This window comes from Pseudoalteromonas piscicida (assembly GCF_002208135.1).
In the GTDB taxonomy this organism is placed as follows: Bacteria; Pseudomonadota; Gammaproteobacteria; order Enterobacterales; family Alteromonadaceae; genus Pseudoalteromonas; species Pseudoalteromonas piscicida_A.
Map to the genome: position 1 here is coordinate 849,283 of NZ_CP021647.1, position 22,393 is coordinate 871,675.

Sequence of the window (22,393 nt, forward strand, 5' to 3'; positions counted from 1 at the left end):
TTCTATAGTGGGATTTATTGTGAAAGGTCTGTTCGAACGAATGGTTGCTGTACCGTATGCTCCATTCAGTTTTAACTTAGTGGCGATTAATTGAACTGGGTAACTCGAATTAATATCAATCCATGCTTATCTGTGATTCTTAAAGGGCAGTGGACAGTACAAATTGGCTAGCACAACGAGGATTCAGATTTTCTCTTGCGCTATGGGGAAAGGCTATTAGTAAAAGTGAGCAGGAACAAGTAGTCATCGGTAGGAGCTAATTAGCCCACGAAACTACTTGTGTAGAGAGCGATTTTCTCAATTTACACTAGCAATTGAGCGGCTACCTTGTTAATCCTCAAAAAATGCAAGTATATTAGGAATTGTACGGCCATAATCTATTTTCTTACTATTCGAATCATTGAGATACAACTTTAAAGAGCCTCCACTGTCTAGAGTCATCACGTTAGACATATTGAGTCCATACATCTCTAGCACATCCTTTGCGTATCCATAGTTTTGACACTGGCTTACCAGAATAACTAGCTTTTCATGCTTGTTTCCTGGGTTATTATCAGCATCAACTGTGCCGACAAATCCTCTTGGATAACCACCTCCAAAGCTGCAGTTGTACCCTTTAGTGGAGCTCAAATGATTAGTGGTAAAGGCATATGCGTAAGATACTAAATTACTGCGCCGATATGTTGCATTATCAAGGTCAGTCAATGCTGCAAAATAATTTCTTGAATCATTGGGTTGGAAGGAAGTGACATCATCAAATTCATCAACACGCCCTACAAATGCTTTACCGCCACCGATTTCAAGCTTAGCTAAATTACTAAGCGTGTAGCCCCAGCTTTGGTCAATACTATCCTCGTAATATCCAGAATCTTCATGATAAAAGGAATGTTTTAATTCTCCTCCGTCCATCCAAATTGAATGCGAGCGGCTAGGAAATAATATCCCTCTCTTTTCACCTATGTTTGAACTAACAGGCCCAAAGTAACTTAAGTTAGTGAAACCGACATATGATTGAGTCAGATCAGAATCTAAAGCTTTTAAAGTATTATGAAATCCGTTTCCGCTGGCTGCTTTGAAGTAATAATACGGGGTACTATCTTGGTTTGAATTTCCTCCCATCATCCAGGAATTGGTTACAGAATGCTTTTCAGAGCTAATTATTAGTGGGTGTCCGCCTCTATCTAAGTTAACAATTATTACGTAATCGTCTGCCCCGCCGCTATAACTGATTTTATACACATCAACACCGGACCCAATAATGCCATCAGTATTGCTAAAGGTTTGATAATTGACGGCATTAACAGGGGCGCTAGTCATAGCTTCATGAGTAGGTAGTGTGAAGTTAGCTTCTGATTTGAGTGAGTAACTAGATAAAGCGATAACACTCAGTATTGGTAGAAATTTCATATTTAACTCCTTTTGTTAATTTTTCTTAACTTTATTGTCTTTTAAAAATTCCGTTAAGGGTGGTTATTTCTACCTTGACGCATCTGTTTGAACTAGGGGTAGTGCAAATTTTTACTCGTTAGATCAGAGCGTTTGATATTTCTTTTTATACTTGCAACCCCTATTTTATTGATTTTAATTACTTTTTTATTTTTATGAGCAAGGCTGTGTGAAGTTCTCAATGATGCAAGTTAGTGAATTATTGTTCGCATCATAATTTATATTTAAGTAACAAAGTAAAATTAGATTTGAAAATTGTGCTCTAATTGTATAGAAATGTAACCTAAATGTTTTTTAGATCTGTCAGTGAGATTTTTTTTGTATGCCTAAGGGTAAGGAGCGCGAAATGGAACAAGTTTATAACTTTGCGGATGAGGTGCAATTAGAGTCTTTAAGGCAGCTGATTGTTGAGAAGATTAATCAGAAAGGACTGTCCGAGCAGCAAGTTACAGACAGTGCTTATATGAGTGATAGAAGTCTTCGCAATTATAAGACGGAAGGCTACTTAGCTAGTTTAGCGCCACTCTCGTCATCGACGGTAAGTAAGCTAAAAAATCTTTTGACAGCGCTTAATATTGAGCCTGAAGAAGCCTTGGAATTCCACCAAAAGCGAATAGAAAATCAACAAAACAACCACCACTCAGATCCTACAAATCAAAATGGCCAGCAAAGCAATACTCAGTTTCAAGGGTGCACCTTTAACGGCGGGGCGAATGGTCCCAATGTTATCACTGGTAATAGGGACATTACGCTTAACTTTGGTGCTAAAGATTAAAGGTAGCACTAAATGCTGTGGTTTGACCCTGTAAATTTAAGCTAGTTAGGAAGCTTGTATCTCTATAACGAAGTGCTCGCTATTTGAAGCTCTTAAGGCTTAATTGTTCCCGTTTTTAAAAATTTAAAAGTGATTTTATATGAGTGCTGATCCAAAGGAAGCAGAAGCTGGTTCAAGCATTGGGATCGAAACCAATGCATATGAGAATGATGTTCCTCAGCAACTTAGCCAGTTTGACAGTAGTACGTTTGAAGAAGCTGTGATCCAAGGGAACAGAGATGTTCAGGTCAATAACTATTTCTCAAACGCTGATAAGAAACCATTGAAGTATGAAGCACTTCAGCTAAGAACGTTTCCAAAAATTGCCAGTAATGAGGTCATTTTAGATGACGTCAAGTTAGCCGAACTTAACAATTTCCTCATTTGTCACAACTGGCTGATTATTGAAAAAAACAACGAGAATGCTTTTTATCTCTCAGAGGCTATTGCAGCTGCTTTACAGCACACCGAAATATCATCTTACTACATACGTCACAACTCATGTCGAATGACTGAGTACTTGGAATCGAGATTTCCTTACATAGAAAGTCAACACGCTTATGTTATTAGGCAACCAATAGAAGATTTAGAAAGTTTCGAGCGCTTTATCGAAACCCGTGAAAACCTAAATGCACTGACGTCTAAACTAAAAGCCCGTAAGGCGACGTTGCTTATGGTATTGGATAGTAAAGGCGATAGTGATTGTCCTAGAAGGATCCAGGAATACCTGCGTTTCAACTCTATAAGTGCTATGCAAGGTTATTGGCAGCCTGCAGTTCACTTTACACATGACCCATTACCTGCGTCGGCAATAGATAACGATGACTGGTTGGGGTGTTTAGTTATTACGCTAACTTGTTGGTTTAACAACATGCCACTGGTGTTATTTCAAAATGCAATTGCTAAGGCATTTGACTGTAAATTAGATCAAGCCAAAGAAATGGGGGAGGGAGTAGAAGCGTTAACTCATGCTTATGCTCGTTGGCAGCAAGATCCTGATGCATTTTTAAAATTAGCTGGGCTTGAGCTCACATCACCGTCAGGCTTAGGTATTTGTTGTATCAGGCTAAGTTCGATTAAGCAGGCAAGCGTATATCGAGAAAAGTTGCTTACAAACAATCCATTCCAACTAGCTGTACTCTCAGCAATTATTGAGGAAGTCATTTTTGATCAGGATATAACAAATGAACTCATTGACATAGATGCGCTTTTTTCAGACCTCGCCTACTTCTACTTAAAACTTTCTGAAGTCGGGGTAGTTAGCATTAACAGTGATTACCTATTAACGGTATTTGAACGTTATCGTCTGTGTCCAAATTCAAAAATAATTCATTTTATTTCATTTGTTAGGGCGCTCTCTTATCAAGATAGGTTCAAAATAGCCATTGATGAATTTATTTATCAACTGCTAGGGCAAGTGGAAAAAAAAGAGAAAGATTTAATATCTATTTCAGACTTAGAAATTCATATTGAAAACTGGGTGCCAGCATTTAAATCAACCTATGAAAACAAGCTTAAAGAGATGGTGTGTGATTTCAAAAATCACCTCTATTTTTTGTTTAATACTCTAGCCTATTCAATTGAATTTGAAAGTGAGTCAGAAGTTTTGTCATTGGAGTATATATTTTCTAAAAGCTATGAGCTTGGGTTGGATAAGAGTAAGAAGTGTCCTAGCTTTGCGGTGCTTCGCTACTATTTTTCTGGGTATTTATATAGCGATGCCTCTCACTTATTAAAAATACTAAAAAGCATACCTTCCGATAGTGAGAAGTGTGTTTTAACTTTAATGATTGTGAGGATTTTTGTTTTTAGTCTTATGCACCGTGTATTAGAGGGAAATAATCAACTTGATGATAAGGCAACCTCTTACTTGATTACGTTAATGTTTGAAGAGGGAGCGGAAGAGTTAATTTACCAACTGCTAGCGATGCCTAGTTTGAATGAAAGTCTTAAGAAGAGAAATATCACTGCATTTTTAACCGCATCGATTTATATAAAACAGACGCTGATCCAAGCGCAATATGTCACTGATGAAAGCGAATATGAGCATTACGACATGATGCTTACGGAGTTAGATGAAAAATTCAAACGATTAAATCAATTGTTTGCCATTGCTTGCACTAGAAAACAGTATGAGCAAATTAAAGCGGATTTAAGATTTCAGCGAGATCAGGCGTTAGAGCAGTACAGAAATTGTAGATCAGATAAAGAGCTGAGGATGCTACTAAAGCTAAAAAAAGGCGTGTTAAGCGAAGCTATTAAACAATTTAAAAAACCAAGAAGAGAATCCTACCATGCATGAAAGCATCTCTAATTTGAGCAACTTAATCAGAAAAGTCGATACTAACTTTCACAATCCGAGAGTTCATGGAGAAGGGTTTGTTGTCACCTGGAATAAGAAAACCAACCAGATCGTGACCAAGCAAGGGTTGCTATCTGATTTATTTAATAAGAAACATTATGAATATTTCTTTGTTAAATCTCATACAAAACCAATTGTCATTAGCAAAATTCCATTTGAATGGCATGAAGGTGCAAGTGAGATTGCACTAGAGTTTTACGCTACCTTTCAGCTTAAAATTACCGATCAAACTGAAGCGCATAAGTTAGTCGAAATCTTAAGTATGTCGGGCACGCCGGAAAAAGGATTATTTAATTTAATAGATAAGCACCTACATCACTGCATGTCGAAAATGTATAAGAAATGCTTGGACTCACAAAATAGCAACTTATTGGATGAGTTTTATCAGCAAGAGCTACAGCGTGGAGAAAGCAGTGAATTAAACACTTCGGTGTGCGAGCAAATGCAGCAAGAATTAAAAGGAATGGATTTTAATATTGGCTTTACGCTGCGTAACGCACCAGAGCGATATGCCGAATTTAAATATAGTACCAAGATTAAAGAAACGGGTTTAGAAGTAACGTCCGAATGTCAAATGACATTGAATAACTACCAAGCCTATCGCAAGTCGGAAATTAGCGATATCGAGGGGGTGGTAGCACACATGAAGGCGGGTATTGATAGAGCAATCCGCCAGCATATTTTGGGCAAATCTGAAATGGATTTGCTGAGCAATTTCAAAACGGCAACAAGTCAAGACGTCTCTATCTCCGATCAGGTTAAAAATAGTGTTAAGCAACAAGCTACTGCAATCGGTTATGAACTTAACTCATTTCATACATTGCCAAACATTGCTCCGCTGAGGTTATTAAATGGGTTGATGCTCACGTTTGATAAAGAAGATGGCGCATTTAAAACGGGGATGTTTGGTAGCCGTGTACGGTTAAATATTCGCATGGAAGTTAAGGCGAAAGAAGGAGAGTTTGAAAAATACCGTCACTTATTTGCAAGTAGTGAAAACGACAATCAGATAGATTTGTTAGCGATAACGCAAGCGCAAATTCTCGACAGAATAAAAGTACTAATACACGACATTTGCAAAGAAGTCATGCTGAACGACAAGTTTAATCATTACAAAGCATTAAGTCAGTTTGAAGAATTAATCCGGCCTCAACTTGAAGCTGAAATTAGCAAACGATTAAGTGAACAACATGGTTTGGTGGTAAGTATTAAGTCACTTATGGCAGTTGAATCTGAAGATGCCATGAGGCTTGAGGAGCTGAGAGGTAAAAAAATACCAATCCAATTTAAGCATTTTTTTGGTGGACAAGACGGGATTGGTGCCGAGTATTCATTCAGTGGTGCATTTGAAGTGCTCGGTCTAGTTGTCAGTGACGCCGGTGGTGAACATAGTTGGGAAACGTTTGAAAAATGGGATTTTGGTTACCGAATTGATTCTCCTGAGCGCCATACCAACACAGCTCTGAAAGGGAATGACGATAGAGTCTGTAAAAAATTGGCGATTGAGAATGAACTAGAAGATATAAAACAAGAAGTTATTAGGCTTTTCAAAGCATCAACATTACTTATCCCTTCCATTACGCTTTGGGTAAACAAACGCGAATATAACGCAAAGTTACAAGATGAATTACTCAGTGAGGTATCGGCTCTGTTGAGGCGCAGCCGAGGAATGGAGCTACTGATTGAGAGACTAGAAATTAAAGACGAAAGCCTGATCCAAGCGCAGCTTGATAGTCGAGATCGTAAGCTCAAATCAATTGCCGATGTCGATAGCATGCGTTTAGAGCAGCGTTTAGTTGATTTAAAACAAAGCAAAGACGAAAAGCAAAAGCTGGCAGACGAAGTGACTGAAAGAAGGTTGAGCTTCCTTCGCGACAGCGATGATTTTGAAGACTTACTAGACGAAAAAGAGCGTATCGAAAATGATTACCGTCATTTAAATACTAAAGAGTCGACCATAGAAGAATTACTGCCTGCCCCTAACAGCCATTCCTCGAGCGATATCGAAGAATTAGCTGATGTACTTACTAAATCCAATAAATAATGGGAAACGAACGATGAAAAGTAGAAAAAACCTTGTTGCTGCTTCAATCATGACTGCTTTGCTATCCGGGTGTGCAATGACTGACGACACTAAAACTAGAGCTGAGGGAGCATCTACAGGTGCGCTAATTGGTGGTGCGCTTGGTTTGGTGTTAGGTGACAATAAGCAAGCCGCTATGATTGGTGCATTGATTGGTGCTGTTGCCGGAGATCTTTATGCCAAGAGTGTGGTTAAGAAGAAGCAGGATTACGCCAATACTGAGTTATATATGCAAGATGTGATTAAAGGGGCGCAAGACAAACTTATCGCAGCCAAAAATGAAAGAGAAAAAATTCATTTGGAAATAGAAAGTTATACTGCTCAGTTAGAAAGCATTGAGGCAGAGTCTCAAAAACGCAGTGCTGAGTATAGTGGCTTAGAAGTGCAAAAAGATAGCCTGTCCAAAGCGGTTTCCAAGTCAGCTAAGTTAGTCGAGATATTGACTGAAGAAATTCAGTACCAAAAGGACGTGCTGGCACAAGAAAGAGCAGCAGTTTCTGTTCAATTAGCCTCGCATAGTGAAACGGTAATTCAACAACTTCTTGCTGAAAAGAAAGAGCTAGAACTCATGCAAGCCCAGTTAGCTTCATTAGATAGACGGAAATTATACTAATGCTGAAGCGAGTTATGTGTTGCTTGTTTTTATCTTTGCTAGCCGGTTGTGAGACGACAGGTGATCCAACGACTGGTGGGTTGTATGGATGGAGCGAAGAAAAAGCAAAGCAACGACAGGCACAGCTAAACCGAAGGGTGATGGATATCGAAGCTCAAATGAATGCAATTGAAAAAGAAAATCAAGAGCTTGAAAGTGATAAGCTACAACTAACACAGTTGATAGCAATACAAAGTGAGAAGTTAAACGCTTTAATTACAAGCCACGATGCATTGCTGGATAAGATAGAAACATACAAAGGTCTTGAGCGTATCAATCAGACAAAAATTAGCCAGCTGAAAACGCGTTACCCATGGCTCGGCCTGAGCCGAGAGGAGGTATTGAGACAATTTCACGAAGCGGCAAGCGAGTCACGACAGCAGCAAATGCTAAACCGCCTAGAGAGTGAGCTTGAATCACTAGCACAAGAAATAGATATGATACTTTGAGTGATGTAGATGTCGATTAAACCTATAAAAGCACAATATTATTGCAACAATATAGAACACTGTAGTAATGCTCGGGCGCATAAGTTATTTACTAAATCATATGCCAACAAGTGTGGTGTTTGTGCTCAGCCGTTATTGTTTGCGCGTTGGCATTTTTCGTTTGTTACTTCCTTTAGTTGGGTACTTTGTTTATCAACATTAGCTGCGCTGTCTTATCCATATTTTTTTCCTAAAGAATATGAAAATATTACTTTTTCTAGTGTGAAGACTGAAGTTCAAGAGTCTAATGCTGTCGTGGAAGTTACTCTTCATCGAACAACCAACATTGATTTAGTACAACAGATAGAGTTGATAACAGAGGATGGTACTGCAAAAGCAGCTGAGGACTATCGGGCCCTTGATATTGCTTTACAGTTCCAGCCAGGTGAAGTGCAAAAATCAATAAATATTCCTATTATTCCGGACTCTGATGTCTATGAAAACAATGAAATGTTTTACATTAAGCTGAAAAATGTGAAAGGACAGCCGTCACATATCGTGATGATTGTCGAAGCTGGAGTAAACAAAGACTTAGTGGAAAAAAGCAGCCTGTTGGTAAGTAACCTTTCAGCACTTGCAGCGGATCTGTCGAATGACTTGAAGCAGCTAGAGATCCTTGGTAACTATTTGTCAACCAAAGAAAATCCAAAGGCTAACTTGGTCAAAAATTACCGTGATACTCAAGATAATATTCAAAGAGCGAGAGAAAAATACATTGTTCTGTTTAATGAAGCTTTAGATTTGGACCCTAATGTTTTGAGAAATACATTGGATTCCCACCTTGAAGCGCTGAAAAAACAACAGTTTCATACTCAATATGAAGCAACGACAGTGATGAAAGCTCAGTTACTTGACTACTTGAGTTCCAGAGTTTCTAACTCGCCTAAGTGGCTTGAGGAGTTAGGTGAGGTAGTAAAACTTGAAGTGAAAGCAAATAACAATGGAAGTGTTATTTAATCTAAGTTGCTTGTGTATTGGTCTAATTTTCAGCTAAGCCAATGGGCTGCTCACTTAGCACTACTGCATACTTCCTATCAACAGAAGTGAAAATCGAGAAAACTTTTGTTCATTATTCGATGAGTTAGCGATAGCTCATCCAAGCACCCTCAAATACCGCGAACCTTCGGCTTATGGTGTTAAAGTTCAGCCATCACATCGAACTACAATATTTACCTGCAAAACTTTCAAACAAAACGATTGCTGACTAAAGAGCTGGCAGAGTGGGTTGTCTGTAACTGACGTTTGTAAAAATACAGAGCTAGTTTGAAATCGTTTTATATCAAATGCTACAAGTAGCACCTTACTTTACTTCCAATCTATTTCCTATTTCTTTCCGATGCTTTTAACTTGTTGATATTAAATAGCTTATTGGTTTGTGAATTTTCCAAATATTGGCCTCTGGCATCTGCCATTATCGCCTTAACCTTATTTCTATCGGGCAAACAAGCAAACGCCTGATGCAAGGTGAACTCTGGCTGCAGACAGATTTTACCTCTCCTTTAAAAACAGAATGAGAGGAATTTACTATGTCTTTTAAAATTGAAGCATGTAATTTAAATAATATTGATGTCGCAGTTAAAACGTTGAAAGAAAACTATGTGGAAAACTTTCCAGCTATCAGAGTTACTAAAGATAAAATATTAGGTAAAGGTATTTCTCTATACCTACTTAGTGATATAAGCCAAGTTCCACATAATCCAATAGCCACTTTTGGACTGAGCAGCGCGTATGAAGATGAAGATGTTTGGAAAGAAGTAAGGGCATCATTAAGCGATGACTTTGACCCTAAAAAGGATGCCGTTGTCGGCCAGCTTAGTATATCGAGTAAAGATGTCGCAATTACCAGAGTAGTTTATGGCCTGTTATTAGATAAAGCACAACAGATGGGTTATGAGCGGTTGTTTTTTATCCTAAGAGGAAATGTTGATTTTTATAAAAAGTTATTTAACGCTATACTGATTAAGAGTGATTGCAACTATGATATTGGTGTTGATAGAAAAATATCTGCTCTAGTTGTTGAAACGAAAGAAATAAAAAAAAGGGGACTTCGCTTCCTAAATCGAAACTTATCATCTTGCTTTAATAAGAGCGATAGTCTAATTAAAAGGGAAATTATGAATAAATCTCATTGGGATGAATATAGTAGTGCATTTGACTCTATTATTACTCCACCACAGGTTGAACTTTATAATACAATTGCTCCGCTGTTGTCAGGAGCTGTACTGGATGCAGGATGTGGAAATGGAAACTTAGCCGCTTTTGTTAATGGTGAGGTTTCTACTTATCACGGCGTCGATACGTCTCTTGATATGGTGCAAAAAGCCAACGCCAATCTGCAGAGACTGAAAGAACCACAGCGGTTTCAAGCATTTCATGTTCAACTCGAAGAATTTGTAAATACACATCAATACGACGTGATTACATTAATAAACAGTGTTTATGCGATGGATAATCCTTCTTTAGTTTTTAAACACTGCTATAACTTACTTGCTCCGGGTGGCCTGTTAATTATCGCAAACCCCAATGAAAACATGACAAAATCTCACATGGAAATGATGATTGAGCTGTATGAAGCGCAATTTAGTGACAATCCTGCTGTTGCAGACTTTAAGAGATTGAATTTACAATTTGTCACACAATACCAACATTCGTTTTATACTTTAGATAAAATCGAAGGTTGGCTAGAACAAGCTGGGCTGTCTGTAACAAACCGAGACTGCACTCACTTTCATGGTGCAATGAATTTAATCGTAGCTAAAAAGTAGGAAAATAAAAATGCGCTATCAAGATCTAGTCGATTTGTTGAATGCCTCGAATCAAGCAGAATACACTGCAAGTTTTTATCGTGCCATCTCACATATCGGATTTGATAGCGCAATTTATGGTTTTTTGCCAAGCCATGAATTTGTTAAACACTTGAACCAAATGCCTATCATACTAGCCACCGAAAACGCCCCACTGGAGTATTTAAAGTACTATCAAGAAAATGAAATTTTTAAGCCAGAGACAGATATCTTCGTAGCTAAAATACTGGCAGGGCATCGAGATCCAATAAACTGGTGGCGGGACCTACATGGTTTCAACCCCACTGAGTTACAGGTTGCTACCTTGACCCATGCAAAAAACGAATTTAGTCTCAATAACGGTTTTGTCGTCCCGCTCATGTGCGACCACCGAGGCTACGCTTGTGTTACTTTGTATAGCAATTTAAGTGATAAAGACTTTAATTCCCTTGTACAGGAAAATGAAGAACAAATCGGGTTATTTTGCTCAGCGTTGAACAGCAAAATCTTCTCAGATCCAAACTTAGTCGCTGAGTTATACGACAATTATATAAAAATGAGTGATACAGAGCGCCAAGTGATGCGATATTTGGTTTCGGGGAAACCGATGAAGCAAATTGAAGATCATATTGGAATAACCTATCGCTACGCTGCAAAAGTAATTGATAAATTTAGAAAAAAGCATGGAAATGTGCCAAAAGACAAATTGCTCTATTCGTTAGGGCACTACTTTAGTTGATTTAACGCTAGTATTTCATATCTGATTTATCGTACTAACGGACGAGTTTATCTTCAATATGGCAGGCTACTTTGAGCGAGGAGTGGATATTAATGCTAACTTATTTTTGGACAGGAACGCTTTAGAGCTAAAGCTAAAGCTCCGTGCCAAAAAACATCTTGGTGTAATTCGCTTTTAGCTCTTCGTGCAATAAGTCATTCGAGTTTCCTGAATAGCTTCATTCTCTTTCACAATTACAATAGCAATAGCAATAGCAATAGCAATAGCACTCTTATAACTTTGAGTACTGTATAGTATTTTAGTTAAAAACCTCCAAGGCTGGTGAGTATTACAATGACACATATTTTGAAGGCAAAAATCAAAAACTTTAAGAAATTCCGAGAGTATGAGATCTATTTTGATCGAAAAAGAAACATTCTGGTTGGGGATAATGAAGCAGGAAAGAGCACTATATTAACGGCTATTGAGCTTGTATTGAGTGGCAGTAGAAGCAAGATAGAAAGCTTGGGGATTGAAGCTTTGCTTAATGCCAGTGCTGTTTCAGAATTTCTAGCGGGTGAGAAAAATATAAACAGCCTTCCAAGTTTTCATATTGAATTATTTCTAAACGACGCAGGTAACCCAGACCTCAACGGTAGAAACAACAGTGATGGAGCTTATGCTGACGGGCTTCAATTGATCTGTGAGCCGAACGAAGAGTTAAGCACGGAGATACGGCAAGTTTTGGATACTGAAGGTGATAACTTTCCATTCGAATTTTACATCGCCAAGTTTATTACGTTCAATGGGGACGCATACTCCAGTTATGGGAAGTTTTTGCGCTTTTTGTCTATTGACAGCACTCAAATAAACAACGAGTACGCAAACAGTCAGTATGTAAAAGCCATGTATGAAGCGACCGTGGATCAACCTGTCCGTTACAGTCTAATGAATGAATATAGACAGCAAAAAAATGCTTTCAGGGATACTCAACTAAATGTGATTAATGATGATTTAGAAGGGTACGATTTTGCTATCCGCTCCGGCTCAAAGTTTAATTTGGAAACTGACCTCACCCTCACAGAAGAAGGGATACCCATTGAAAACCGTGGTAAGGGAAAACAATGCTTTATTAAGACCGCATTCGCATTGAGAGAGCGTGATGAAGGCAAGACAATAGATGTCTTATTACTAGAAGAACCTGAGAACCACCTTAGCCACACCAGCATGTATAAACTAATTGGTCAGGTAGAGAAGGCTCATGATAATCAGGTAATAATTGCTACCCATAGCAGCCTAATCAGCTCAAGGTTAGACTTAAGAAAGTCGATCTTACTGAATAGTGCAGCAACCAAACCTGCTACCCTGACAGACCTCACTAGGGACACTGCTAAGTTTTTTGCTAAAGCCCCTAATCATAACATCCTAGAGCATGTCCTTTCTGAAAAAGTCATTCTTGTTGAGGGTGATGCGGAATATATTCTAATGGAGTGCTTATACGAGCGTACTAAAGGTCATCCACCAAGCGAAGATGGCGTCCATATCATCTCAGTCGGTGGTACTAGCTTTAAACGATATATGGAAGTTTCTAAGCTGCTGAGCATTAGGACAGCGGTGATCCGTGATAATGACAGTGACTATCAGAAAAACTGTATAGATAATTACCATGATTATCAGGCAGACTGCATAGCTGTATTCGCTGACACAGATAACACAAGAACAACTTTTGAAATATGCATGTATCAAGATAATAAAAAAATCTGCGACGACTTGTTCTCAGGAGGAAAGATTCAATTAAAACCGGAAGAGTATATGCTGAAGAACAAAACTACCGCAGCATTTAGGTTACTTGACGAGAAGGCGAATGAAATCACGGTGCCTCCTTACATTAGAGAGGCTATTGAATGGATAAGCGAGTAGTACTAGCTGTCGCAGGATCGGGCAAAACACAACATATAATTGATAAATTGGACATAAATAGTCGTGCGCTGATTGTTACTTACACAGTTAATAATACTGCTAATCTTAAGAAACGAATTTTAAACAAGTTTGGGGTTATGCCTAAAGGTGTACGTGTTTATACCTATTTCTCATTCCTCTTGTCATTTTGCGTGCGACCAATAGTTGGTAACGACATGAAGATAAAGGGGGTTATCTATAGTGAACCACCTAGATTTGCGAAACGCAACACTCATGGGCATTACGCTAGTCAAGGAGACCGACTTTATCATAATCGTATTGCGAAGATGATGATTGATTATGATCGTGTGTCTGACATTACTAGGCGTATTGAAAAGTACTTTGATTTCTTCTGCGTAGATGAAATTCAAGATTTCGCAGCTAGTGATTTCAACTTACTTTGTCAGTTATCGAAAATGGATGTGGAGGTATTATTCGTTGGTGACTTTTTCCAACATACTTTTGATACTAGCCGAGATGGTAATATTCAAAAAAATCTACATAACAACTATGAAGCGTATCTTACCAAGCTCAAAGATGCAGGATATACAATCGACTTAGATACACTTTCCCACAGTCATAGGTGTAGCCCAACAGTTTGCAGATTTGTTACCGAGCAAATTGGCATCACAATAAGCTCCCATCGACAAGATGAGGTCAATATTGCCCTAATTGACGATACTGAACAAATTGAGAGGTTATTCTCGGACGATTCCATCGTTAAATTGTTTTTTAAAGAAAGCTACAAGTACGTTGGAAGGACTGACAATTGGGGAAATACAAAAGGCTTGGATGACTTCGCTGACATCTGCATAGTTCTAAACCCGACCACATTCACAGCCTATACAAAAGGGCGATTGGCTACTTTGGCACCATCGACGTTAAATAAGCTATACGTAGCTTGTACAAGAGCTAAAGGTAGTGTGTATTTTGTCTCACAGCGATTACTAGACGGGCACAAGAAATAAGTTAGACTTTATATCCGCTTTTCGCTTAAAGCCAACCTATAGAGTATTTACGTTAGCTTATAATGGGGCAAATGCGAGTTAGTACCAAGCATTCGCTTTTTGACACACATACAACAGCCAAGTTTAATTTAGCCCTGTTATTCTGGTTTATTAACGTCAGGTGGTTTAGCTGTGGTCTCTAATTAAGTCAACTCGGGCTAGAGTTTATGGCCCACTCATCAAATTGTGCATGAGTGGGCCTGCTTTATTTTTAGTTTGTTGAGCGATCACTTACGATAGGTGATGGCGGGTTTTTGGGCTTATTACTCTGGTGTAGCATAAAGTAATATGGTTGGCGTTCATTGGGTTGATTATTGATATCAATACGTGCAACTCCTGCTATTACGTCTAAACCATCGGCACTTTTCACCAAAGGGTAGTCGTTTGGACCGAGAGAGAGTAGTGATACCCTGTTGAACACTAAAGTTTCTACATTCTGTACCGTTTGATGTTGGTTATCTTCATTGACATCAAAATAATGGTCTCCGCGGTATACATCCTTTCCAATGTTACGCATAAATGCCCCCATACTGATTAGGAAGTTGTTTTCAACTTCAATGCCTTTTAGCCCATAGAAAAGCTCGTGCTCACCGACAAATACAATTCTTCCCCCTTGCGCAGCAAATTGTTTTAAGCGGCTAACTTTATCCGGAGAATATGAGTTAAGTGGAGTCCAGAGTACGATAAGTTTTACTTGTGGGTCATCAAGGTCCCAATCTTCTAGAGATTGATATGTGATAACTTCAAAGCCTAAATCTTCCCAAGTACTGTACAGGTAATTAATAGGTCGGCATGACCAACTGCAGCGAGAATCATGAGATCGATCTAGGACTATTTTAGAACCTTGAGCACGGAGGCTGTTTCCTGAAAAACTGGCTAGGTTTTTCGCAAACTGTGTGTTATCAGCTTTGTAAATCCGCTCATTATCTAGAATGTTGACATCATTGAATACGATTAAATCTCCGCCAGCTGCCGGTGCGACGTTACTGTCAAACGTAAAGCCAATAATTGAATTTGCTCGGCTCCCCATACTATCTGTCGCATAGAGTATTATGTTGTTTTCACCTTGAACAAAAGACTCCGCAGGTTGAGTGAGTGCGAAACTGCCACTATTAAGCGCAAAGCTAATGTCTCTTTTAGCCTCTCCATTTATAGAAATAAATAATTTGGCGATACTTGATTGAACTGTTTCAATCTTGCCTTCTATTAAGATGTTACTACTCAAAATTGCGCCAGGTGTTGGTGATAATATTGTGATTTGTGGTGGAACTTTTAATATTAACTCAGATGTTGGCTCCGAAATTGCGCGATAAGCGCTTAAATCGCTTTCGTTTCCTGTTAAAGCAACATCTATGATGCATGCTTCAAGCCTGCTTTTTATGCTTACATACTTTTGGCACAATTCTTTAACCCGTTGATATTCCGCACTACCAATTTGTGCCTCTAACCTCGCTTGAGTTAACAATGTTCGTGGAAAGTTGAGATCAACGAAGCTTTCAGGAGTCTCATCATTGAAGTAGTCGAACAAAGAGGATTCGGATGTTACACGCCAACTATTGCCGTAAATATCATAAAGTTGATTGAAGTTACCTTTGTCTTCAATTTGCTTGCCGTTAGCATCCGTTAAGTCATTGTCGACGTTGCCATCAAAGTATCCAAGTAACCCATTAACGCTGCCCGCACGGGAGTTTGGTAAAAGCACTTCTGTCTCGACAAACTCACCCCGTCGATACACTTTTAGTAATGAGGTGTCTGGCCAAGTTATTTCGTAATGACGATTATTTTGTTTAAAAATACTTGCTTGATTAGAAAGCTCACGAGCACCGTTATTCAATGTTTGTAATTGACCATCAATAAGCATGGCAAGGCCTTCATCATTGGGGTAAAAAGTGACTCTTGTCCCTGCTACATTTGCGGCGACAGCGGCATTGAAAGACACGTGTTGATTGCCGGGAACTGCGACATAACGGCCCTGAATCTCAAAAGAGTCGATATTTGACTTGGCTAAAATATATTCACCAACGCCGTTAAATCCATAGTTTAGGCCGTCAAATGTACGTAAATTTGGGTCTCCTGTGACACGAGCCTGTTTGCGTGGGTTGCCTAGGTTGTCGTCAATTGGATTGTTATCATCTACAGGCTCACCACTGAGCAGAATTAATTGAACTGGTTGATTGGTGTCCTCGGTTACGGTGACAGCAATACGCTCTGGTTGAAAACCCGATTTAGAAGCGATCACATGATAGTCACCAACCGCGAGTGATGAAGAACTAAAAGTGCCACTGGTATCGGATGATAATTGTTGAGAAAGCCCAGTGCTTACGCTTGTTAGTGAAACATGAGCACCCGATATGGGATTGCCGTCAACGTCGGAGATAGCACCTGTAAGCGTATTGAATTGAGTCTCAAATGGGCAAACTTCAGAGCTCCAAATTGGTCGATTAAAATCGTAAAGAGGGATATTTTTGTTTTTTTCTTCGTTGCTTAAGCCAAGAATATCTCCAACAAAGCCATAATCTAAATTTGCATCAACACCTAAACCTAATGATAGAGCTAAGCTGCATTCGACTGTCTGTTGTGTATTGTTAAGTTCTGCTGTTGCAATATATTCGGCATATGGCCCCATTGCTAACCCTGCTCCAGGGCCATCTAACTCTATTTTATTTCCAAAAGGTAATGCGACAGATAACTCATAAGCAGAAAGCATAAACTGTAGTTCGGCTTCTACTTTTGCTGATGTTTCACCTGATAGTTGGTATTCAGGTCCAATTTGAGAGATGACAGGCACAAAGCTGTTAACTGGGCTCAGTTTGTCGTTTTGATATTTGAATCCGGTTTTGTACTCTCCTGAAGCACTAATCCCCATTTTTAGATGGGCTTCACCTGCGACGCCCAAATAAGCGCCTAGTTGCGGATGTAGTTTAACGTTCAAGAATAAAGGTATTGGTCCGACGAACAGCTTCACGTTCTTGTTGACTATAGGGTTGAATACTTTGCTTTTGCTCAGACTGCCTTGATACTCATAGTCAGCATTAAGGTAGGTCTTGGTTAGATAATCTGCTCGAGCAATTGTAGAAAAGTGAGTTACCTCACCACGAATAATTGAAAACTCTATCCCAATTGTAGCGCTTGAGTTCATCTTTAGTTCTACAACAGACGTGACCTCAGGGCTTAGCTTTTGTTGCAGTGTGCGTGAGAACGTTAAGATAGGAACATCTACACTCGACTGTACCGTATTATTAGCAGTTGAAACCGACTGATTAAGTGTCGCTGCTTGGTTCGTTATGACAAGGTCTAGTTTAACGTCAGCATCTGGAAAAGCTTTGTGCAATGGTGCGTGCGAGGTAGTTAAAATATTACCATTAATATCAAGAACCTCACGCATAAACCCGGTGTCACCATCAGCGGTGACACCGACTATAATATCACCGACTTGTATGTCGCTTAACGCACCTGTAGTGATTGTGAGTCTCCCCATCTCTGGGGTAATTTCTACTCCCGATTGGCCATCAACGATGAAGGTTGTGTAACCGTCAACGGCTCTTGTTGCTGGCTTCAATTCGCTGCTCGGGTCTAATGTAGCGATGACTTCAGCATCTTCAAGCGGTTGCTCGTCATGGTCACCTGTGTAGTCAATAAAATCCATTGCTTCAGCAACTGCCACATTGGCGCTTGCTGAGGTAGAGTAGCCTGATTTATCTGAGACTGTGACCGTAAACTCAAGGTTATCTCCAGTGTAGTCTTCAGGGATTTTTAGTGAAGCAAAATCAGGTTTATCGTTATCAATGTTAAGCTCTATATCTGTTGATTCTTCCCATACGATGCTGTCAATTTCAACGGCACTCGATATATCTGCTTTTAATTGTGCCCATGATCCTTTCGCGATGCTCTGAGGTACTTGCAATTGAATCGTTATGTTGTTCAGGTTATTTACGGTGACAACCACCTGATCAGTAGCACTTCCTCCTTCATCATCAATAACTGTTAATTCGAAGCTTAATTCTTCGTTCTCTGTGACATCCGGCGCCACAAATGACGAAATTGCGTTGCTTTGGTCCGATAACAAAACAGGGGGGCCTGAAAGTTGCTGCCACTGGTAGCTTTGAATCACCCCATCGTTATCCGTGCCACTACCGTGTAACGTGACGGTTACCTTTTCATCGACCGTTTGATGTTCTCCTGCTTGAGCAATCGGTAGGCTGTTCGTTGGCTTATTTATATTGTTATCTGAGTCCCCACCGCATGCGGCTAAAGCGCCTGCTAACAACGTAATTAGGGTTGTGCGTAGAGGAATGTATTTATGCAAATCCATAACCATCCTTATGTATTTGAGCGAGAGCAAGTTGGATTGAAAAAATAAGAATGCGCGAAAAAAGCAGCATGAAACAGGGTCGAAATTTCCACCTTGTTCAGCATTAATTCATTGAATAAATTAGTTGAGTGTTAACAAAATTGAAGGGTTTATGGACATGGAACACGGAGCTATATCACAACATTTTATATCGACACCTAAATTCGGTGCTTGGAAATTTGTTTTTACGCTATGCTCACTTTTTCTAGTGATGCAACTAATTGGTTGTAATGCGATGCACACTGCGGTGAAAAAGCGAGATTTAAGGGTAGAAACAAAAATGAGTGACTCGATATTTCTTGACCCTGTCAGTCAGGACAAGCGCACAGTGTTTTTACAACTAAGGAACACATCGGATAAGCAGGATTTGGTCATCGCTAACGAGATACAAACTGCATTACTTTCAAAAGGCTACAAGGTTGTAAATGACCCAGATGCAGCGCACTTTTGGATCCAAGCGAATATTCTCAAAGCAGGCAGAACAACCGCTGATGAGAATCGAGGAATTTTAGCCCAAGGCTATGGTGGTGCAGTAGCGGGTGCTATTGTTGGTGTTCAGTTTGGTAGTGGTCGAGGACAAGCTGCTGCAGGCTTACTTGGTGCAGCTGCAGGCTTTGTTGCCGATGCAATGGTTGAAGATGTTTATTTTAATATTGTTACTGACTTACAGGTTTCTGAGCGCGCGAAATCGGGTGTCGAAGTACAAGAAGGAAATAGAGCTAAACTAAAGCAAGGTAACTCAGGCTATAAATCAGTAACTTCAAACGAGGTGACCGATCGTAAAAAGTATCAAACACGGATCGTTTCTACAGCGAATAAAGTAAATCTGGAGTTCGTTGAGGCTCGACCTAAGCTAGTCCAAGGTTTAGTAAATTCTATTTCGGGCCTGTTGTAGCGAGGTGTGCGGTAATATTGGAATATAGTATTAGCATGGAAGTGAGGCGCTAATACTATATTTTCAGCTAGTTATAAGTGTTATCAGTCGCTTTTTACAAATACTGCAACCAAGGCGATGGATTAGCGTGTTTTTAGTGGCTAAATCATTTTTTAGGCCAATATAATACCCCAACCAAAGTGGTCAACGCCTAAATATTCTCCATGATTTGTGCTCACTAATAATTTTGCTAGTGTGTATAGTAAAAGTAGCGCATACAAATGCAGAAAATAAAAGAGCTCTGGGGACAGATCCAGATTCTCGCAGTGTACGGATTACGTTATTGCGTGCCTTTTCTAGCATAGTCAAACTTAAGCTCACTGCAGCGAGTATAATGAGAATAAAGTGAAGTAAAGGAGGGGGTTGTCATATTAAATACTGACCTTTCTTTTAGCATCGTTGAGTCAAAGTTTCGCCATTCCACCGTGTCACCATAAATATTACCGCCTTGTAATAGCGTAAATAGCACGATGCAAATACTACCAAGTATTAGTGCTGCCCGCTCTCAAGCCAGTGAAAGCTTTTCGACCAAATACACAAAAAAAGCGTTAATTGACAATTTATCAAATAACAATAATACGTGGTGATATGTTATAGTGTATCGAAATTTAAATTCCAGAAAATAGAGATGCCAGTGAACAAAAAATTACTACTCTCACTTATTTTGGTGGCTAATGGCACCACTGCGCAAGAATCAGCTTCAAATCATAGCCCAAGCGGGGAAATCGAACGTATAGAGATTAAACAGTTTCGGCAGCCCTATCGTGGTAATGTACCCTTAGTTCAAACGCCTCAAGCAGTCGATACCATTAGCTCAGAACTGCTTGAAAGCGAAAGTATTACTCGCTTTATGGAAGCGTTAGAACTCACCCCGAGTGTTGTTAGGCAAAATAACTCTGGAGGCATGTTTGATAGCTTTGCTATCCGTGGTTTCTCTGGTGATGAAAATAATCCATCAGGTTATCTTGTCAATGGCTTTAATTCTCGAGGCTACAACGGCAATAGAAGTACAGTCAATATCGAAAGCATTGAAGTCATGAAAGGCCCTGGCTCTGCGTTATATGGGCAAGGGGAGCCTGGTGGCACTATCAATATCATTACCAAAAAGCCTCAGTTCGAAGAGCAAGGCTATATTCAAGCAACGTTTGGTAATTACAGTAAAAAACAGTTTGAATTTGATTACACAAACTCAGTGACCAAAGAAGCTGCCTATCGACTAAATGGCGCATATGAAGATTCAGACACACATAGAGATCATGTTTCAATCAAAAGCTTGCACTTATCGCCGTCGATACTATGGAATATTTCTGATGACACGAGTCTGAGCTATGAAATGGAAGTACTCGATCAGAAAAAGCCGCTGGATAGAGGTGTGTATATTCTAAATAATGACTTTGATGACGTTAACACGGACGCTTTTTACGGTGATATTCGTGATGGTGCGCACCAAGTTGAAGCCTTAGGGCATCAGTTAGTGTTAAATCATAGGTTAAGCGATGATTGGCACATACTCACCGGGTTTGCTTACCGAGATTCTTCATTTGAAGGTGTATCTTCAGATACCGAATTATCAGATGGTCGACAGCTGATATACACAGACGCGAGCCTACTTTCTCGTCAAAGACGTGCTAGAGACTATCAAGCTTTGGATATTTCTGCGCGTATTGAACTCAGTGGTGAAATTGAATTTGGCAGTGTAAAGCACAACATTCTAGTGGGCATCGATCACTATAATTTTGATATTGATACTGACTATAAAGTATGGCGTACGGCATGGGGGGCGGGTGATACCACCTATAGCATTAAGCCAAATAACCCAGACTACACGCAAACACAACCAGAACCTGTATTAAAAACGTTGACCGAAGAAAACCAAAAAGGTCTCGGTATTTATGCTCAAAACTTGATCGAACTGACCGAAAAATCGAGAGTATTAGTGGGTGTCCGTGTTGATAAATTTGAGCAAGACATTCTTAACCTTCGTAGTGATGAAGCGCAAAGCCAAGAGCAAACCGAGTTTACGCCACGCTTGGGTTTTATTTATAACGCGAATGACAAAGTTAATCTGTACACAAGTTACGCAGAAGGGTTTAGGCCAAACCCAGGTTTAGATTCTAATCGTAATGCGTTTGAACCAGAGGAAACTAAATCTTTTGAAATCGGCGCTAAATGGCAAGGTGTTGCGGATCGTTTCTCGGGTAGCATTGCACTTTTTGATGCGCAAAAAACCAATATGCTTACCGCTGAACCTGATACCGGCTTATCGGCAACCTTGGGCGAAGTAGAAAGCCAAGGTATTGAATTTCAATTAACGACTGAGTTAACAGACGAGACTGTACTCGCGCTTGCTTATACTTATACCGACGCAAAAACCGCAAATGATGTGATTAATGCAGACTGGGGCGTGCCTATTCCCAAGGGCTCACGTTTGATCAATATTGCAGATCATATTGGTCATGTTTCACTAAAGCATTACACCACTTTTTTAGGAAAAGAATCCTATCTTGGGGCAACCGTGAATTATGTGGGTGATCGTCTGGGCGAAACAACAGACGCAAACTTCATTTTGCCATCCTATACGCTAGTTAATTTATCGGCATCGGTTGAATTAAATGACAAGGTAAGTGTGAAACTGGACATCAACAACCTGTTTGATAAGACTTATTTTGAAAACTCCTATCACAAACTATGGACCATGCCGGGATCACCTACAACATACAGCGCAAGTGTGAAGTATCAGTTTTGATCCCTAATACGAGCGTAAAGTCTTAGCATATTTTAAGTCTTCTGCTTGTC

14 protein-coding genes are annotated in these 22,393 nt (G+C 39.6%); 12 read left to right on the top strand and 2 right to left on the bottom strand.

All coding sequences use genetic code 11. From position 1 onward, the window contains the following. Positions 1–330: 330 nt before the first annotated feature. Positions 331–1,407: a hypothetical protein gene (locus B1L02_RS22280; RefSeq protein WP_088532917.1), complete on the bottom strand. Its 1,077-nt coding sequence runs from the start codon at positions 1,405–1,407 to the stop codon at positions 331–333. Between the two features lie 385 nt (positions 1,408–1,792). Between B1L02_RS22280 and B1L02_RS22285 the strand changes: the two genes are divergently transcribed. From B1L02_RS22285 to B1L02_RS22330, 10 genes are all read left to right on the top strand, one after another. Next, positions 1,793–2,221, top strand: coding sequence for a hypothetical protein (locus B1L02_RS22285; protein WP_088532918.1), 429 nt, complete (start codon positions 1,793–1,795; stop codon positions 2,219–2,221). Between the two features lie 139 nt (positions 2,222–2,360). Further along, the gene (locus tag B1L02_RS22290) at positions 2,361–4,562 is read left to right on the top strand and encodes a hypothetical protein (RefSeq protein WP_088532919.1); all 2,202 of its coding nucleotides are present in this window, start codon (positions 2,361–2,363) and stop codon (positions 4,560–4,562) included. Then, positions 4,555–6,666 carry a hypothetical protein gene (locus B1L02_RS22295; RefSeq protein ID WP_088532920.1) on the top strand — a complete coding sequence of 704 codons (2,112 nt, stop codon included), beginning with the start codon at positions 4,555–4,557 and terminating at the stop codon, positions 6,664–6,666. Before B1L02_RS22290 ends, B1L02_RS22295 begins: the two co-directional genes overlap by 8 nt. 13 nt (positions 6,667–6,679) lie before the next feature. Then, positions 6,680–7,318, top strand: coding sequence for a glycine zipper domain-containing protein (locus B1L02_RS22300; protein WP_157757277.1), 639 nt, complete (start codon positions 6,680–6,682; stop codon positions 7,316–7,318). Further along, positions 7,318–7,806 carry a hypothetical protein gene (locus tag B1L02_RS22305; RefSeq protein ID WP_088532922.1) on the top strand — a complete coding sequence of 163 codons (489 nt, stop codon included), beginning with the start codon at positions 7,318–7,320 and terminating at the stop codon, positions 7,804–7,806. Before B1L02_RS22300 ends, B1L02_RS22305 begins: the two co-directional genes overlap by 1 nt. A 9-nt stretch (positions 7,807–7,815) precedes the next feature. After that, positions 7,816–8,802: a Calx-beta domain-containing protein gene (locus tag B1L02_RS22310; protein WP_088532923.1), complete on the top strand. Its 987-nt coding sequence runs from the start codon at positions 7,816–7,818 to the stop codon at positions 8,800–8,802. Between the two features lie 569 nt (positions 8,803–9,371). Further along, positions 9,372–10,610, top strand: coding sequence for a class I SAM-dependent methyltransferase (locus B1L02_RS22315; protein WP_088532924.1), 1,239 nt, complete (start codon positions 9,372–9,374; stop codon positions 10,608–10,610). A 10-nt stretch (positions 10,611–10,620) separates the two neighbouring features. Next, a complete protein-coding gene (locus tag B1L02_RS22320) occupies positions 10,621–11,367 on the top strand; it encodes an autoinducer binding domain-containing protein (RefSeq protein ID WP_088532925.1) in 747 nt (248 codons plus the stop codon). 333 nt (positions 11,368–11,700) lie between these two features. Further along, positions 11,701–13,266: an ATP-dependent nuclease gene (locus tag B1L02_RS22325; RefSeq protein ID WP_088532926.1), complete on the top strand. Its 1,566-nt coding sequence runs from the start codon at positions 11,701–11,703 to the stop codon at positions 13,264–13,266. Next, entirely contained in the window at positions 13,251–14,273 is a 1,023-nt protein-coding gene (locus B1L02_RS22330; RefSeq protein ID WP_088532927.1) for an AAA family ATPase, read from the top strand. Before B1L02_RS22325 ends, B1L02_RS22330 begins: the two co-directional genes overlap by 16 nt. Positions 14,274–14,523: 250 nt before the next feature. On the opposite strand, the gene B1L02_RS22335 is transcribed toward B1L02_RS22330, so the two are convergent. Further along, complete coding sequence (locus B1L02_RS22335) at positions 14,524–18,624, bottom strand: PKD domain-containing protein (protein WP_167651285.1); 4,101 nt, start codon at positions 18,622–18,624, stop codon at positions 14,524–14,526. Positions 18,625–18,874: 250 nt separating this feature from the next. Here B1L02_RS22335 and B1L02_RS22340 point away from each other — a divergent pair, with 250 nt between their 5' ends. Beyond that, complete coding sequence (locus B1L02_RS22340) at positions 18,875–19,558, top strand: complement resistance protein TraT (RefSeq protein ID WP_088533145.1); 684 nt, start codon at positions 18,875–18,877, stop codon at positions 19,556–19,558. A 673-nt stretch (positions 19,559–20,231) separates the two neighbouring features. After that, entirely contained in the window at positions 20,232–22,343 is a 2,112-nt protein-coding gene (locus B1L02_RS22350; protein WP_088532930.1) for a TonB-dependent siderophore receptor, read from the top strand. The last annotated feature ends 50 nt before the right edge of the window (positions 22,344–22,393 follow it).